Annotated in this window: 13 protein-coding genes and 1 pseudogene; 8 read left to right on the top strand and 6 right to left on the bottom strand. The window is 70.7% G+C overall.

All coding sequences use genetic code 11. The annotated features are described in order from the left end of the window. Positions 1–82: 82 nt before the first annotated feature. A complete protein-coding gene (locus ABT006_RS28270) occupies positions 83–1,498 on the bottom strand; it encodes a glycosyltransferase family 2 protein (protein ID WP_350711282.1) in 1,416 nt (471 codons plus the stop codon). A gap of 313 nt (positions 1,499–1,811) precedes the next feature. Here ABT006_RS28270 and ABT006_RS28265 point away from each other — a divergent pair, with 313 nt between their 5' ends. Both ABT006_RS28265 and ABT006_RS28260 read left to right on the top strand, forming a co-directional pair. Next, positions 1,812–2,360, top strand: a complete 549-nt coding sequence (locus tag ABT006_RS28265) for a sigma-70 family RNA polymerase sigma factor (RefSeq protein WP_350711280.1) — start codon at positions 1,812–1,814, stop codon at positions 2,358–2,360. An 86-nt stretch (positions 2,361–2,446) separates the two neighbouring features. After that, positions 2,447–3,541: a sensor histidine kinase gene (locus tag ABT006_RS28260; protein ID WP_350711278.1), complete on the top strand. Its 1,095-nt coding sequence runs from the start codon at positions 2,447–2,449 to the stop codon at positions 3,539–3,541. A gap of 39 nt (positions 3,542–3,580) precedes the next feature. Here ABT006_RS28260 and ABT006_RS28255 read toward each other — a convergent pair whose 3' ends face one another. Together ABT006_RS28255 and ABT006_RS28250 are read right to left on the bottom strand one after the other, a co-directional pair. Then, entirely contained in the window at positions 3,581–5,938 is a 2,358-nt protein-coding gene (locus ABT006_RS28255; RefSeq protein WP_350711276.1) for a hypothetical protein, read from the bottom strand. 5 nt (positions 5,939–5,943) lie between these two features. Continuing rightward, positions 5,944–6,609 (bottom strand): response regulator, encoded by a 666-nt coding sequence (locus ABT006_RS28250; RefSeq protein WP_350711274.1) that lies wholly within the window; start codon positions 6,607–6,609, stop codon positions 5,944–5,946. Between the two features lie 155 nt (positions 6,610–6,764). On the opposite strand from ABT006_RS28250, the gene ABT006_RS28245 reads away from it, so the two are divergent. Both ABT006_RS28245 and ABT006_RS28240 read left to right on the top strand, forming a co-directional pair. Further along, positions 6,765–8,870: an Hsp70 family protein gene (locus tag ABT006_RS28245; protein WP_350711273.1), complete on the top strand. Its 2,106-nt coding sequence runs from the start codon at positions 6,765–6,767 to the stop codon at positions 8,868–8,870. A gap of 248 nt (positions 8,871–9,118) precedes the next feature. Beyond that, a complete protein-coding gene (locus ABT006_RS28240; protein WP_350711271.1) occupies positions 9,119–9,256 on the top strand; it encodes a hypothetical protein in 138 nt (45 codons plus the stop codon). Positions 9,257–9,382: 126 nt separating this feature from the next. Here the strand turns inward: ABT006_RS28240 and ABT006_RS28235 are convergent, their stop codons facing one another. Further along, positions 9,383–12,211 (bottom strand): AAA family ATPase, encoded by a 2,829-nt coding sequence (locus ABT006_RS28235; RefSeq protein WP_350711269.1) that lies wholly within the window; start codon positions 12,209–12,211, stop codon positions 9,383–9,385. A 413-nt stretch (positions 12,212–12,624) separates the two neighbouring features. Between ABT006_RS28235 and ABT006_RS28230 the strand changes: the two are divergent. Both ABT006_RS28230 and ABT006_RS28225 read left to right on the top strand, forming a co-directional pair. Continuing rightward, positions 12,625–13,056, top strand: a pseudogene (locus ABT006_RS28230) (class I SAM-dependent methyltransferase); the annotation flags it as partial. Positions 13,057–13,093: 37 nt separating this feature from the next. After that, on the top strand, positions 13,094–13,468 hold the full coding sequence (locus ABT006_RS28225; protein ID WP_350711322.1) for a hypothetical protein: 375 nt from the start codon (positions 13,094–13,096) through the stop codon (positions 13,466–13,468). 238 nt (positions 13,469–13,706) lie between these two features. Here the strand turns inward: ABT006_RS28225 and ABT006_RS28220 are convergent, their stop codons facing one another. Next, entirely contained in the window at positions 13,707–13,916 is a 210-nt protein-coding gene (locus tag ABT006_RS28220) for a zf-HC2 domain-containing protein (RefSeq protein ID WP_350711267.1), read from the bottom strand. Positions 13,917–14,296: 380 nt separating this feature from the next. On the opposite strand from ABT006_RS28220, the gene ABT006_RS28215 reads away from it, so the two are divergent. Next, the gene (locus ABT006_RS28215) at positions 14,297–14,461 is read left to right on the top strand and encodes a hypothetical protein (protein ID WP_350711265.1); all 165 of its coding nucleotides are present in this window, start codon (positions 14,297–14,299) and stop codon (positions 14,459–14,461) included. Between the two features lie 120 nt (positions 14,462–14,581). After that, positions 14,582–15,133: a sigma-70 family RNA polymerase sigma factor gene (locus tag ABT006_RS28210; protein ID WP_350711263.1), complete on the top strand. Its 552-nt coding sequence runs from the start codon at positions 14,582–14,584 to the stop codon at positions 15,131–15,133. A gap of 91 nt (positions 15,134–15,224) precedes the next feature. Here the strand turns inward: ABT006_RS28210 and ABT006_RS28205 are convergent, their stop codons facing one another. Further along, positions 15,225–15,356 carry a hypothetical protein gene (locus ABT006_RS28205; RefSeq protein ID WP_350711261.1) on the bottom strand — a complete coding sequence of 44 codons (132 nt, stop codon included), beginning with the start codon at positions 15,354–15,356 and terminating at the stop codon, positions 15,225–15,227. Positions 15,357–15,992 lie beyond the last annotated feature (636 nt).

The following is a 15,992-nucleotide window of genomic DNA, read 5'->3' as shown; positions in this document are numbered from 1 at the left end:
TCCTTCACCCGCGTCCGGGGGTTCATCTGTGGCACGCCTCGTACGCCAGTAGGGTTCACTCCTGCCACGAGCCCGGATACGACTACTTGTGCCGCCACCACGACTCGGTGCTGGCCCGGTCGTCCTTACGGAACTCCGTGCTGACCTGGCGGCCGTGCACGATCATTCCCGCGTACCAGGTGCGGGCCACATAGTTGAACGGCCCCATGTCGAGCGGGCCGGCCTCCCGCGCGTTGGTGACGCAGAAGTCGAACATGTCCCGGCAGAATTCCAGCACCGTTTCCCGCCGGCCACCGGTGAGCCCGCAGTTGAGCAGCGGGATACCCCGGTTGTCGGACAGGAACTGCAACAGCTTGGCGCTGCCGCCGTGCTGATACACCATCCACGGAATGCACAGCGGCGCCGGCTCGTCGCCCACGTACAGCCGGTCGTCCATCTCCGGGAACGGATCGCGCAGCATCTCCACGTCGGTACCGTCGACGCACCACACCTGGTCGATCTCGGGGTGCTCGCGCAGGTACCGCCACCAGCACAGCCAGCGGTGGAAGTACGGCGAGCTGACCTCCCCGCCCGGCGCCACCCGGACGTGCGTGACCAGGTCGGTGTCCGGCTCGTCGAGGCAGTCGTGCAGCACCACCAGCCGCCGCCCGTGCCGCTCGACAGAGCGGCGCAACTCGGCCAGATCGTCGTAGTTCCGGGTCCAGGTGGTGCCGCGCTGCGGGTCGGGCTGCGCGGTGAGGTACGTGGTCAGCACCACGTTCTGCGCCGCCGCCGCACCGACCGGGACGGTGCGGAACTCGCGGTACTCGGCCGAGGTGTAGCTGGCCTCCGACCGGGTCTTGAGGTTGCGCACCAGGTGGAAGCGCTCGATGTCCGACACGCTGGAGCCGACCTTGGTGCGCTCGTCGCAACTGAAGATGAGGTCTCCGCTGCCGACCACGTCGGCGAACCGGAACGAGGTCAGGCCGGCGTTGTAGATCCGGTTGGACAGGTCCACATGCTCGTACCCCCACCGGCCGTACCGGGTGTCGTACCCGCCCACCCGGTCCAGCACCCGCCGCTCGAGGTAGAGCATGCAGCCGCGGGGATGGGTGTACGCCCGAAGCTGCGCGTCCCGGTAGATCTCCATCGAGTCGGTCAGCCGCCCACGCGGGGTGTCGGTGAAGATGTACATCAGATGCGGCTCGGGACTGTCGACATATGGCCGCTCCCAGCCGTCCGCGACCGGCCAGCAGTCGTCGTCGAACAGGAACAGGTGCGTACAGCCCCGCTCGACCAGCAGTTCCAGGCACTTGTTCTTGGCCCGTGCGATGCCGACGTTGCTGTCGAAGCGGAACGTCGCCTCCTCCACCGGCTCGTCGCTGGCGTCGTCGACCACGACGATCGCGGCGCCGCTGGGCGCATACTTGCGGATCGCCTCCAACGCGGTACGGAACACGGCGCCCCGGTTGTGCGTCGTGATCCCGATGCCCACCGCCGGAAAGCCCGTCTCCTGCATGCCCACCTCTTCGGTCGGGGCGCCACGGCGCCGTCACCCGGGCCGCCGCCCGGCCCCGGTACCGGCCGTCGCGGCAGTGCCGACGACCGTCGCCGCTCGCCTACCGCCGCGGGGCGCGAGGTCGTCCACATGGGGTACGGCACCGCGGCACCGTCGGGTTCACCGGTCAACAGGCAAACCGGCGGCGGCACGGCGTGGGCCGCCGATACCGGCGCGGGCGTAGGGATAACCCTCTCCGACCCGAGGGGTGTCACCCGCAGGAGCAGGGGCCGCACCATGTCGAGCGACCGGCCCGCGACGGCACTGTCATGGCATGGCCGAACGGGTGCAGAGCAAGCGACACAGCAGCGCGCTGGAAAGCGGTTCCCGCCTGCGTGAACTGATGGACACCTACCAGCAGCCGCTGCTGAGGTACGCGCAGCGGCTGACCGACGGCGACACCGGGCGCGCCGAGGACGTGGTGCAGGAGGCGTTCCTGCGGGCGTGGACGCACCTGGACCAGCTCACCGCCGACCGCGGGTCGGTGCTGGGCTGGCTGCGCCGGGTGGTGCACAACCTGGTGATGGACGGGTACCGCATGAAAAAGGCCCGGCCGACCGAGGTGGACATCGAGAACGCCGCCGAGGTGGCCACGGCGGACCCGATGGCCGTCGTGGTGGACTCCCTGCTGGTCGAGCAGGTGCTGCGCGGGCTGTGGCCGGAGCACCAGGCCGCGCTGGTGGAGACCTACCTGAACGGCCGGACCGCGGCCGAGATCAGCGCAACGCTCGGGGTACCGGTCGGCACGGTCAAGAGCCGGGTGCACTACGCGCTGCGGGCGGCCCGCAAGGCAACGGCCAACCACCTGCTCTGCGCCGCTTGAGCCCCTGGAGGCTACCGTGGCGGCGGGCCGCCGCGGCCCACGAGCCGGGTCAGCCGACGCGACCGAAGCCGTCTACAGTGACGGGCATGCGCCGCTCGACGCAGCGAGCCGACGGGCCAACCCCCGTGCCGGGCCCGTCGGACAAGGTGGCACGGGTGGTCGACGCGGTGCACGGCCTGCCGGGTCGGCCGCTGCCGGGAGTGCAGGCCGATGCCCTGGCCCGGGCGCTGGGTGGATGCCTGGAGGCCGCCACGGTCACCATTGCGCTGTGGCTGCCCCTGCCGGCGGGCCACGACACGGACACGGCGACTGAACACACCGTTCAGGATTACCGGTGGACCGCTACCGGCGCCGAGGCGGCGATACCCGTGACCGGGGCGACGCCAATTCGGCTGTCCGACGGCGAGCACGTCCTGGCCGACCTCGTGATCGAGCCGCCGGCGGCAGCCGAGCGGCTGCGCCGGTGGCCCGAGCTACACGCGGTGACCCGCCTGCTGGTCAGCGACATCCAGGCCCAGCTGATCACCGGCAGCGCCGAGAGGCTGATCGGCCAGAGCGACCTGCTGCTGGCCGACGCCCGGCTGCGGGCCGCGGGCGAGATGGAGCACCAGCGGCACCAACTGGAGCGCGACCTGCACGACGGCGCCCAGCACCACATGGTCGCGTTGCAGATGTCGCTGGCCATGGTGGAACACCAACTGGGCGCCGGCAACGCCGCCGAGGCGGGCCGGCACCTCGACCGGCTGCGGGAGCTGCTGGCCAGCACCGAGGAGGTGTTGCACACCACCGCGACCGGCCTGCTGGCACCGCTGGCCGACCACGGTCTGGTGACCGCGTTGGCGGCCCGGCTGGGCACGCTCGACACGGTCACCCTGGACATCGACCCGCAACTGGCCGGCCATCGGTACCCGCCCGCGGTGGAAACCGCCGTCTACCTGGCCTGCCTGGAGGCGGTCAGCAACGCGCACAAGCACGCCCCGGGCGCCGCGGTCACGCTGACGCTACGTACCTCCCCCCGGGGCCTGAGCTTCGAGGTGGCCGACACCGGGCCGGGCTTCGACACCGACGGACGGATGCCGCTGCGCCAGCTCGCCGCCCGTTTGGCCTCGGTCGACGGCACGCTGACGGTACGGTCGAGCCCGACCACTGGTACCCGGGTCAGCGGGTTCGTGGCGATCTAAGCCGTCCCGCCGAGCCGCCCACCCCGTGCCTCGCGCCGGTCACTCGGCGCCGTCGGTGAGCAGCCGCTCGCACGCCCGTACCAGCAGCGCGCACGCACTGCGTCCGGCCGGTCCCGAGTCCGGCGCCATTGCCTGGGTACGCCAGAACACCAGCGCCCGGGTCGCGGCCTGGGTCACCTGCCCCGAGCCGGCGTCGCCGGTCAGGCCTAGCCGGGAGCGCGAGTCCGGACCGTGCGCGCCGAGCAGTCGCAGCGCCTCGTCGTGCCCACGCGGCAGCCGGATCCGCCGGTCCTGCAACGCCTGCAGCAGGTCCAGCTCGGCCACCTCGTGCGCGCCCGCGACGGCCGCCTCCACCGCCCGGGCGAACTGGTCGTCCAGCTGCCCGGCGGCCAGGCAGGCCACCAGTGCGCGCAGCGCCCACCGGGCGGCCAGTACCCCCGCCCAGGCGCGTACCCGGGTGCGCAGCGCCGCCTCGACCGCGGTACCGCCGCCCGGGGCCGCACGCCAGTCCACGATCGTGTCGCACATCGACCCCAGCTGCGGTGATCCCGCCATCGCGGCTGTACCCTCCTTAAGCGCGCAGATCGCCACCGGGGAGAACCGGTCCCCGCCCGGCGCCCGCAGGGCGGTCAGGAACTCCGACTCCGCCGCGCTGGCCGGCCTGGACAGCACCAGCACGACCGCATCGGGGGGCCCGTCGGCAGTACCCGACCAGCGGCGCAGCCGGGCCGCGAGGTCGGCGTCGACCCGGTCGCGGTGGTGCAGCAGCCGCAGCCCGCGCAGCGCGTCCACGGGTCCCTCGACCAGGATCCGGTCCACCCCGGCCGCTACGCCCGGCCACGCGGCGCCGGACCAGTCGGGCAGCCGGACCGGCCGCCACGGCGCTGCCCCGCGAGCCGGGTCCAGCGTGATCCGCGGGTACGGCTGGTACTGGTAACCGGTCGGCGGGACCACCCCGACCGGCGGCTCCCGTCGGGCGGTACCGGCCGGCCCGTACAGCACCGATAGCAGCTCAGGTGCCGAGGCCCCGACCACCACCACCCGGGCCCGGCCGTCCTGCCGGTCGACCGCGACCCGTAACGGCGGGCTGTCCGTGGGCGCCTCCCGGCTGGTCACGAGCAGAGTCAGCAGGCGGCGCGCGGAAACACCGGCCGGCAGCTCGGGTGCGGCGGCGTCGGCCTCGCCCGGCTGCGGCCCGGCCGGCTCCGGCGGGGCGGTACGGGCGGGCTCCGGCCAGTCGCCGCCGAGCCGCTCCGGCAGCAGGATGTCGACCACGGTCGGCGCGCCCCGACCGGCCCGATCCACCCGCAGCCGGCCGCCCAGCGCGGCCAGCCGCCGGGAGTCGTCCCGTAGCGCCGCGGCGACCCGGGCCGGCTCGGCGTCGGTCCGCTGCACGCGGATCGTCAGCACGCCGTGGGACCGGCCCAGTTCCAGGTGCACCGGCTGCTCGCCGCCGCTGGCGCCCAGCGCAGCCGCCGCGGACGCACCGGCCTGGTACAGCCCGGACTCGACCTCCCAGCCCGGGCGCCGGCCCAGTTCGCCACAAAAGACCACCGGTACCGGCAGCGCCGCGGTGACCTCCTCCAGCGCCGCGCGCACGCCGGTACTGCGCAGCACCTGCGGGTACACCCCGCGGACAACGGACCGGAACTGCTCGATCATCTCGCCCAGCCCGGCCCGGATGTCGCCGGCGATCACCGTGGCCTGTGGTGAGCCGGCGCGCAGCGCCCGCTCCAGGTCCGCGGTGCGGTCCAGGATCGCCCGCAGCTGCCGGCCGGGCGTCGCGGTGACCGCGCTGGCGAGCCGGTCGCGCTCCACCGCCTGTACGGTGAGCAGCTCCAGCTGGGTCGCGCTGACGCGCTGTACCACCCGGTCGGCCCGGGCCCGCACGGCGGTGCTGGCCGCGTGGTGGCCCGCCTGGCGCAGCAGCAGGCCGACGCAGACCGCTGTCTCGCCCAGCGGCACCGCCGTGGCCAGCGGATACCGAGGATCCTCCGGGTGTGCCAGCACCAGCACCCCGTACCGGACCCCGCCGTCGGTCACATCCGCGGTCGCGACCACACCGGCCGCGCCCAGCAGCAGGTCCGGGTCGGCTACCGGGTACGGCAGCGCGCCCCGCACCCAGCGCCCGAGCCGCCACGTGACCTCGGGTGTCCACCGTGGAGTGCTGGTGCCGTGTGCTGTCTCTGCCGGCAACCACAGCGCCGCGTAGCGCACCGCGTGGGCCTGGGCGAGCTCGCGCAGCAGCGTACGCAGGATCGGTCGGTACTCACCCAGCGGGTCCTGCGGCCCGGCCGACGCGGGCAGCGCAACCGAGGTCGCCAGCCGGACCAGGGCGGCGAAGGGCCCGGCTGGGCGGGGTGGGTGCCTCAGCTCGCCGCCTGCGGTCCGGAACACGGCCCCTAGCCCGCCATCTGGTTCGAGCGCAGGTACGCGAGCACCGCCAGGACCCGCCGGTGGTGCGCGGTCGGCTCAGCCGGCAGGTCCAGCTTGGTGAATATGCTCGCGATACGCTTCTCGACCGTCTTGACCGACAGGAACAACCCCGTCGCAATCCCGGAGTTCGACCGTCCTTCCGCCATGAGTCGCAGCACGGCGCGTTCCTGCTCGGTGAGATCGGCCAGCACACTCCGTACCGGGGGACTCGGCCGGTCCACCAGGTTGGCGGCCAGCGCCGGCTCGATCACGATCTCACCAGCGGCGATGCGCACCAGCGTATCGGCGAGCACGCCCACCCCGGCTACCTGGTCCTTGAGCCGGTACCCGATCCGTTCGGTGCCGATCTCCAGCAGCCGGAACAGGTAGTGCGCCTCGGCGTGTTGGGACAGCAGCAGCAGCCCGACATCCGGGTGTCTCGCCCGTATACGCTGGGCGGTCTGCAGTCCGCCGTCCGCGCCTGGTGGCATCCGAATGTCCAGGATGGCCACGTCGGCGGGGGTACGGGCCAGCAGCTCCAGCAGTCGGTCGCCGTCCTCCACGCAGCCGACCACCTGGTGCCCCGCGGCGGACAGCAGCAGCTGCAGCCCCTCCCGGAACAGCGCGCCGTCGTCGGCCACCGCAACGTCCACAGCTCGCCTCCCGATGTCAACACCGACGAATTGTTACGCCGAAATCGGCGGCGTATCGTGACGGCGCGATGTGAACTGCTTCGAGGTCGCCTACGTATGTCAACTATGACATCAAGCATCGTAGCGGCGGTGGGTTCGGCGAGGGGACTTCGAGTATGTACGGGGTGGGTATCGACCTGGGTACCAGCTTCACCGCCGCGGCGACCGCCTCCGCCTGGGCCCTGGACATGGTGCCGCTGGCTGGGCAGGCGGTCGTCACCCCGTCGGTGGCCTGCGTTGACGAGAAGGGCGCGCTGCTGACGGGTGAGGCGGCCGACCGCCTCGGTCTGCAGGATCCCAGCCGGGCGGCGCGGGAGTTCAAGCGCCGCCTCGGTGATCCCACCCCGGTGATCCTGGACGGAGCGCCGTACTCCCCCACCGCCCTGATGGCCGCCCTGCTCCGTTCGGTGGTGGACACCGTCAGCCAGGCCCAGGGCGGACCGCCCGACCGGATCGTGCTGACCCACCCGGCGGTGTGGGGCCCGTACCGGCGAGAGCAGTTCGCCGCCATCCCGCACCTGGCCGGCCTGCCCCGCCCGCAGGCCGAGCCGGGGTCCGTGGCCGGGTCGGACGGCCCGACCGTCATCACCACCACGGAGCCGGTGGCCGCGGCCACGTACTACTGCTCCACCCAGCCACTGCCCCCCGACGGCCTGCTGGCGGTCTACGACCTGGGCGGGGGCACATTCGACAGCGCGGTGGTCCGCAACGGCCGCGACGGGCTGGAGATCATCGGAACCCCCGAAGGCATCGAATGGCTCGGCGGCGCCGACTTCGACCAGGCGATCGTGGACCACGTCGACCGCGAGCTGGACGGTGCGATCACCGCGCTGGACCCGACCGATCCCGGCACCGCCGCGATCCTGGCCACCGTGCAACGCGACTGCATGCTCGCGAAAGAGGGACTGTCCACCCGCGAGCAGGCGGACATCACGGTGGCGCTACCCGGCTCCGTCCGGCACGTGACCGTGACCCGGAAAACGTTCGAGCAGATGATCACGCCGTCCGTGGAGACCACCATGGAGACGTTCCGGCGGAGCCTGACCGCCGCCGGTGTCACCCTGCAGGACCTCACCGCCGTGCTGCTGGTCGGCGGATCGTCCCAGATCCCCCTGGTCACCCAGCTGCTGCGAGACACACTACGCCGACCAATCATGATCAACACCCACCCGAAACACGCGGTCGCGCTCGGCGCCGCCATGCTCAGCTCCGACACCCACACACCGCGCGGCATCCCAGCACCCCGACGACCCGCGCCCACCACACCGACCACCACAGCGGCCCAAACCAGCGCTCCACCCACGGCGACCAAGCGCGACAGCGGCGAGCACCGCGTTGTCAGTCGACACGTAGCCGGTTCGGTCACGCCCGCGCCCGCAGCCGCGGGCGCGCCGGCCCGCAAGGCAGAGCGCGGCGCGAAGCACCGGGCGCTACCGCCGGCCAAGCCGACGCAGCCGGTCAGCGGCCCTACCGGAGACACCGGCCCGGCGGACGTGCCGCCCCCGGCGCGACCGCGATGGTCACGGCTCGCGAACGCGCGCGTCGGCGTCGCGCTGGTCGCGGTCTTCGGCCTGCTGGGCGTAGCGCTCGTGTACGGGAACAACGCCCCGAGCCACCGGCCACAGGTGTCCAGCGCAACGCCCGAAACCAACGCCCCGAGCGACCAGACGCAGGCGCCCAGCGCAACGCCCGAAACCAACACCCCGAGCAAACGGCCGCAGGCGCCCAGCGCAACGCCCAAAACCAACACCCCGAGCAAACGGCCAACGCTCAAACTGAAGGACGTCCAGGTACACAAACCGTCGAAGCTGAATTCGGTTCGCCCCGCGGTGGTAGGTGCCAAGCATTTCGTCGACCGGCCGCCCGTCTTCACCAGCCTTCCCGACCCGCTCACCGGAGCAGTGCTGATCCCCGGCGCCAGCGACGACAAGCGACTGACCTCCCCGGCGGACTACCTGGTCTTCGATGTCGCACGCGACGCCACCGTGTACGTCGCCTTCGACAGACGCGGAGCACCGGAGGTGGCCAACTGGTGGCCGGCGTGGCTGAACCAGCAGGGCTTCAAACGCACTGACATGATCATCCCAACCAACGACAAGGACCAGCGCCACTTCGTCGTGTTCGCCAAAAAAGTGCCGGCGGGACGCGTCACGCTCGGACCAAATGCAGCGACAACCGTGTACTCCACCGGCTACATCACGCTCCTAACCGCTCAGGGATGATGATTCCGTCACAAAGTTACTGAACGCCCCTCACCGGACCGGGCTGCTTCGCGGGGCTGTCAGGTCATATCGGATCTGGACGAACCATGTGGACGCTCTTGGGGAAGGACTCAGAAGCAGATGACCGCGGAAAGCTGAGCCCAGTCGGACGGCATCGCCCCCTCCGTCCCCACTGCTGCGGGCCTACGCACCTCGCGTTTGGCCAAGGGCCGCATCGCTGTCAAGGAGAGGTGGTCGCCGAGTAGTTCGTGGAGGATGTGATGGTGGCGCTGACCCGACTGCCGGACGACTTTCAACTCGACCACGACGGGAAGGTACTCCGCGAGACCGCGGGCAGCTCGTGGACGATCCCGCGCCTGCTGGTGAGCCCTCGTCCCGCATCGTGACCCACGATCGGCCGTATGAGACAGGACCCGGGTCGCCGCCACCCATTCACCGACGAGCAGTACACCCCAGCCAACTGCCCGTCGCTGCGCGCCTCAGCCACCCACAGGACACCAGTGGTACATGTCCTACTGCGAACTCGCCAGCTCACGGGCGATGTCGACCCGCGAATGGGCCCCGAGCTTCGCCAGGATATGGGAGACGTGGGTTTCCACGGTACGGCGGGACAGGAACAGTTGGGCGGCGATGTCAGGGTTGGACTGCCCCGCGGTGACGAGGTCGGCGATCTTCCGTTCCGTGGCGGTGAGGGCCTCCCGGCCGATGGTGGGCCGGCGGCGCGGTCCGCGGCGGCCGCGGCGGATGCCGTACGGCCGTAGGCGGGCGTCGGTGCGCATGATGTCCCAGGCCGCCTCGAGCGACGTGTAGACCTCGACCGCCCGCGCGTACGCGGCCCGCGCCGCAAGCGCGTCGCCGCGTTCGGCGTACAGCACGGCGGCGTTCTCCAGTGCCTGCGCGCCGAACAGGGGGTAGCCGATGCGGTGGAAGGTGTCGGCGGCGGCAAGAATCCCTGCGGGGTCGGCCGCCAGCAGGCCGGCGCAGTAGCCGGCCGCAGCGGTGGTGGCGGGATGCGCCCGCCCCTGGGCGGCGCCGGTTGCCCGGGCCGCGGCGGTGGCGATGGTACGGTCGCCGCAGATCAGCGCGAGGCGGACCACCTCGGCCAACCACATCGGCGTGTCCGGGGTCAGTTGCGGAAACTCGCGGTCCCCCTCGGGATCGAACACGGCCAGCAGGCGAACCAGCGCCTCGGCGGGCCGGCCCTCGCGCTCGGCCGCCAACGCCCAGGCAACCAGCAGGAGGTCGGCGTACAGACGCAAGCCGTTCCCGGGTTTTGTCAGCTCCTCGACGCCGAGGAATTCCCGCTCGGCCGCCGGCAGGTCGTCGCGGTGAACCGCGATCAACGCCCGCACCCCGCGGCCGGCCAGCCGATACGTCATGTCCATCGGCAGGTCGGTAGCAGCCTGCAGCTCCGCCAGCGCCTCGTCCCACCGCCCCCGGTAGAAGCTGTAGTCTGCGATCTTCGCCCGCAGATGCGCCAGCCGGGGCGGAGTGCCGGCACGTTCGGCGAACACCATGGCCTGGCCGAAGGCGTCGTCGGCCTCGGCGGGCCGTCCCAGGTTGTCCAAGCCACCCGCGCGGTTGATCATCAACAGCAGCCGCAGGTCGGCGACCGGCAGTTCGTCCCCCAACACCGCCAACGCCCGATCGATGAGCGCCACCTGCGCCGCCACGTCCCGCCGCTGGTTGTGCTCGATGAGGGCCAGGGCGTGCAGGGCGTATCCGACCGCCAGCCGGTCACCGGCCTGGTGCCCCTCGACCTCGGCTCGTGCGGCGGCCGCCCGAGCCTCGTCGAAACGCCCGACGCCGATGAGCGCAAGGGCGCGCAGGGCGTACAGCCGGGCGGTCCAGACCGCTAGCAGTTCCGGCCGCTTCAGCGTGTGCTCGGCGACCTCAACGGCCTGCTCGTACCGCCCCATGCGCATCAGCGCGTACCCGAGCGTCCAGGCCACCCGAGCGGCCACCACGGGATCGCGGCTGAAGGCCAGCACCGGACGGGCGAGCTGCTCGACCTGCTTGTTGTCGCCAAGCTGCGACAGTGCGACCGACAGGTCGGCATCCAGCCGTTCCCGGCGCGGATCGTCGTCAACCGCCCCGCGGACCCGGGTCAACAGGTCGACTGCCACCCGCGGCGCCCGGTAGGTCAAGGCTGCGGCTTCCCGGGCCACCCAATCGATCATCCACTCGTCGGCTGTCACCGGTCCGGCGAGCAACTGCTCGGCCACCCGCTCCACCGGCGCCCCCGCGCCGGCCAGCGCCTGAGCCGCCTGCCGATGCAACGCCGCCCGCAGACTCGCCGGCATCGCCTCGTACAGCGCCTGCCGGATCAGTCCGTGCCGGAACACCAGCCGATTCCCTGACGGCGCCAATACCCCGCCCGTCACCGCCTCATCCACCACAGCCATCAACTCGGTCGCCGGCTGCCCGGAGACCACCGCCAGGTCGTCGGCCGTGAACGCGGAACCCAACACCGCCGCCAGCCCCAGCACCGACCGGGGCCGCTCCGGCAAGAACCCCAACCGCCGCCCGATCGCCTCCGGCAACGACCCCGGCCACTCCCCCGCACCCGTCAACTCGGCCACTCCCGCCACCACGGTGATTCGGGACTCCCGGATCAACGCATCGACCGCCTCGCGGGCATAAAGCGGATTTCCCCCCGCCTGCCCCGTCAGCGCACCCAACGCCCCACTCGGCACCGCGCCCACCAATTCGCCCACCACCTCGATCACCTGAGGTGCCGACAACGCTCCCAGCGGCAGCACCGTCGCCCCCTGCTCCACGAGGTCCCGCCGCGTTGCGGCCACTTCCGGCCGGCGTGGCAGCGGCCGGCACGCCGCCACCAGCAGCAACGGCGCCTGGGCGGCGGTCCGACCCAACCGCGACCACACCGACAGGCTCGCCTCGTCCGCCCACTGCACGTCATCCAGCACCAACACCACCGGTGCCGCCGAACACAACCGATCCACCAACGCCAGGACCTGCTCGGCCAACAACGCCGCCACGTCTCGCGGCGTCACCAGCTCCGTCCTTCCCTCCCCCCGCAACAACCCCACCAACGGCGCCCGCAACGGATCCACCGAATCCCGCCCCACCAGCAGCGCGTCCAGCAACACCTGCAACGGAAACGGTGGCAGCAACTCCGGCGCAGACCCCGCGTACACCACACACCCCAACCGCGCTGCCTCATCTATCGCCGCCGAGATCAGGGTCGACTTCCCGATCCCGGGTTCGCCGTCCACCCACACCATCCCGCCTCGGCCCTCAGCCACCCCCGCAATCAGCTCTCGCAAGACCGCCAACTCGACATCCCGACCGACCATTGCCGAGGCAGGTGAACGCATGCCGTCACGATAGGGCGACCAGCGGCGCAACGCGCCCCGAGGAGCAGTCCTGGGCGCAGGATTTCACCTGAACGCCCACGCATCTCCACCGATGGTGGGAAACGATCCCGGACACCCATCCCGACTCAGAGGCCCTCCACCGTGATCATGCTGGTCGGCCGGTAGAGCAGGGCGGGAGATCGATGAGGGCGAGCTCCAGGTAAGACAGCAGCCCGACCAAGATCTGTGAGGGCTGGTGTCAAGAGGCCGAATGAATGATTCGCCGGATTTGACAGGCTAAGTGACCAGCTGCGGCCTCGGGCGACGCGACCCTGCGGCGGCCGTCGCCCCGGGGCGCCGCACAGCCAAGGTTGCCAGCGGCCCGGCAGCGACGGCGTGAGGCGGCAGCCCCATCGGCCCTGCGCCAGGCTGCAATGCGGAGACGGTACAGCCCCTACTTGACTTCGACGAGCCGGAATCGGCCGGTGCTCCGGCGGTCGACAGCATCACGTTGTCGCCGTATGCTGCGTGGCGTTTGGTCGCATGTAGACGCAGGCGCGAACGTCATGTCAAACCTTAGTGGCGCCCTCGACAGCACCGCATTCGAGGACTTCTACCGGAGCGACACCGTCGCCGCCCCGAAAATTCCGTGGGTTCTCGGCGCGCCGCAGCCGATCGTCGTCGCAATGGCCGACGCCGGCAAGTTCACCGGCGACGTGCTTGATGTCGGCTGCGGACCCGGCGACAACGCCACGTTCCTCGCGTCGCGCGGGCTGCGGGTCGCCGGCGTCGACTTAGCCTTGCCGGCGGTGCAAGCGGCCAGGTCCAGGGCTGCGGAGAAAGGGCGTCGACGTCACGTTCGACGTCGCCGAGCTCGACGGGTACGAAGGCTGCTTCGACACGGTGCTGGACAGCGCTCTCTACCACTGTCTCACGGAGCAGGAGCGGCATCGGTACGTCGCCGCCCTGGTGCGGGCTACGCGGCCCGGGGCACGGCTGCACCTGCTGTGCTTCTCGACCGGGATGCAAGGCGTCCTCCCCGACCAGTACCTGGTCAGCGAGGACAACCTGCGGGAGATCATCGGGCGCCGCTGGACGATCGAACGGCTGGAACCGGCGCACTTCACTACGTGCTGCACCCCCGCCCAGCTGGGTGCGAGCGTGCGGATGATCCAGGGCGAAGGGGTCGACACCTCCGGGTTCGCAAGCCTCCCCGCTAACGACGACGGGCACGTGATGATGCCGATCTGGCAGCTCGAAGCGGTGCGGACGGCCTGATCCACGCCGGACCGCGCAATCGACGACCAGCGCCCTGATTGACGATTGACACCGGGCCTGTCTGGCCAAGGCGAAGTCCAGGACGGGGGCAGCGGCCCCCGAGATCTTGGGAGTTCCCGAGGGGACCATCAAGTCCCGGACCTGGCACCCACTATGGGCGCTGCGAGCGGCACTGCTGATCCGGGGATTCATCGGTAATGCGCCGGAGTAGCGGCCCCTTACCCAGCACGGCGCCGGGCTATTCGCACCCAAGTTGGCGCATGTCGTCCTCGGAGAGCAAGGCCAAGCCAGCGACAACGTCCCGGAACCCGTCGTACTCCGCGCGACACCGCCGGCATCGCGCGATATGAGCCTCCATCACCCGACGCTCGTCGTCCGACAGAGCGTCCAACGCGAAGACACCGAGCGCCAGCTTGAACGGATCATTCGAGCTCTCGGGCTGGCTCATTCGCTCTCTTCCTGGCCGTTGACGCGTGCTGACTTTCCTCGCTCAGATTACGTACCGTCGGCATGGACGGTTCAGCCCATGGCTGGTTCTGCCGGTCGTCCGCTGGCTGATCCAGCATCGGCTGACTATCGGCGCCCGCCGGGATGTTCTATGGACCAGCGATCGCGTCCCGGGTTTTCCCGACGAGCACAACGATGGGCGTGTTCGCCCGCGAGACCGCGCGACGCATCACCGGCAGGTCGGGATGACGCGCGCGTTTACGAAGATGTCCTCGACCGCCCGGCGACCGATCGTCGGCCAACTTCGTCGTACGCTGTCACCGTTGTCACCCGCAGGCGGCGGAAGCTCCCGCCGCACCAGTCGCTGATAGCCGGCCGGAGATGAACGCCGACAACGACCTCTTCGAGGTGATCTCGGTAACGGAGCAAGCCAACGAGATCCCCGATGCGATCATCGGCTCCTGCCCCGACGTGACCGCGGCACAGATCGTTGCCGCTCGTCCGCGGCTGGTGTCCGCGGCCGGGTCGACGCGGCTGGCTCGATGACTGCGTAGTAGCCGGATGCGGCACGGGCGTGTCCTCAAACATCCGTGAGCTACCCGATGTCTCTCAGTGCCCGACGAACGAGCCTTGCCTCAAGAGAACCGGGTATGGAGGAGGGCAGCCATGGCGCTTGCGACCGGAACCGTCGCGGTCGGCGACCTAACCACCGAGGAGCGGATGCAGGCCCTGTATGACGCCCACGCCAAGCCGGTCTACTCGTTCCTCCTGCGGCTCACCTTCGGCGAGCGCCAAGCGGCCGAGGACCTGCTGCAGGAGACGATGGTGCGGGCCTGGCGCAAAATCGAGGCCTTGAACGAGGACATCGCAACGCTCCGCCCCTGGTTGCTTACCGTCGCGCGACGAGTGGCCATCGACGCTGGTCGAGCAAAGCGGGCCCGGCCGGCGGAAGTCGGACTGGTCGACATGACGGTCCTGCCATGCGGCGATGACGCCATCGAACGGATGCTCGCCGTTCAGACCATCAAGCGGGCGCTGGCTCGGCTGACTCCAGAGCACCGAAACGTGATCATCGAAGTCTACTATCGCGAACGGACGGCCGCGGAGGCAGCCGCGGTGCTCGGCATTCCGGAAGGGACGGTCAAGTCGCGCACCTACTACGCGCTCCGCTCGCTGCGAGCGGTCATGGGCACCGCCGCGAAGCGCCGGCCCGAATAGCCCGAGGATCGGGCAGTTGTGCGGACCGGGGCGGCTCGCCGGTCGCCTCATACCGGCCGGACGGATCACCGAGTTACGAGATGTGCGCTGGTCATCCCGCGCCCCAGACATCCTTGAGCAGACCGCGCTGCTGATCGTTCATGCGGCCCGGTTGGGCGGTGTAGAACACCGGAACACCAAGCTCCACGCACCGCTGCCGCAGACGGACCACGTTGTCGATCAAGAACCGTTCTCGCGGGTTGGTCCGGCGGGAAGAGGCGCCGCAGTTTCCTCACGTGTGCGGCCGATGGTTGTCGCGCTCTGGTGCTCGCACATCGGCGTCTCCTCTCGCTCGCGTGCATTGCGCCACGAACGCCGGCGCTTCCGGGATTGAGATTGAACTGACCCACGGGCCGGGCCAGCCCGGGGAGAATGACGGCACTTCAAATCACGAAGCCTCACCGGTCGTGGTGGGAGCAAGCCGAATGCAGGGGGCTGGACCCATCGTGGTGGTTCGAGTCACGCCTGATGGGGCAGAAGGCCGTGCACTGCTGCATCGTCCGTTCCCTACGCGATCAATGCCTCGCGAACGCCATCCACTCTCGTGACGTCGGCGTGGTCCGGGGCGCGTCCTGGTACGCCGACAGCAGGAAGTAGCGGTGCCGGATGCGATGAGGAACTGCCTGGAGCAAGATTCGCACAGATCGGGGGTGTTCAACGACGGCGGCTGCCGGGTAGTCGCAAGGAGGAGGCGGGCCCGCCCGTGAGCGCGACGGCGAGCGGCACGCCAGGCACGTCGGCTGTGGACGTCGGCGTCCGGCCGGGATCGGCGACCAGTGCGGCGACGGAGTCTCGGTCAGCCCGACGGGCGGCGCGGAAA

Origin of the sequence: Micromonospora sp. NPDC002717, from assembly GCF_040295705.1 — a bacterium.
Classification (GTDB): Bacteria; Actinomycetota; Actinomycetes; order Mycobacteriales; family Micromonosporaceae; genus Micromonospora.
This window is presented reverse-complemented; position numbering and strand designations above follow the sequence as displayed.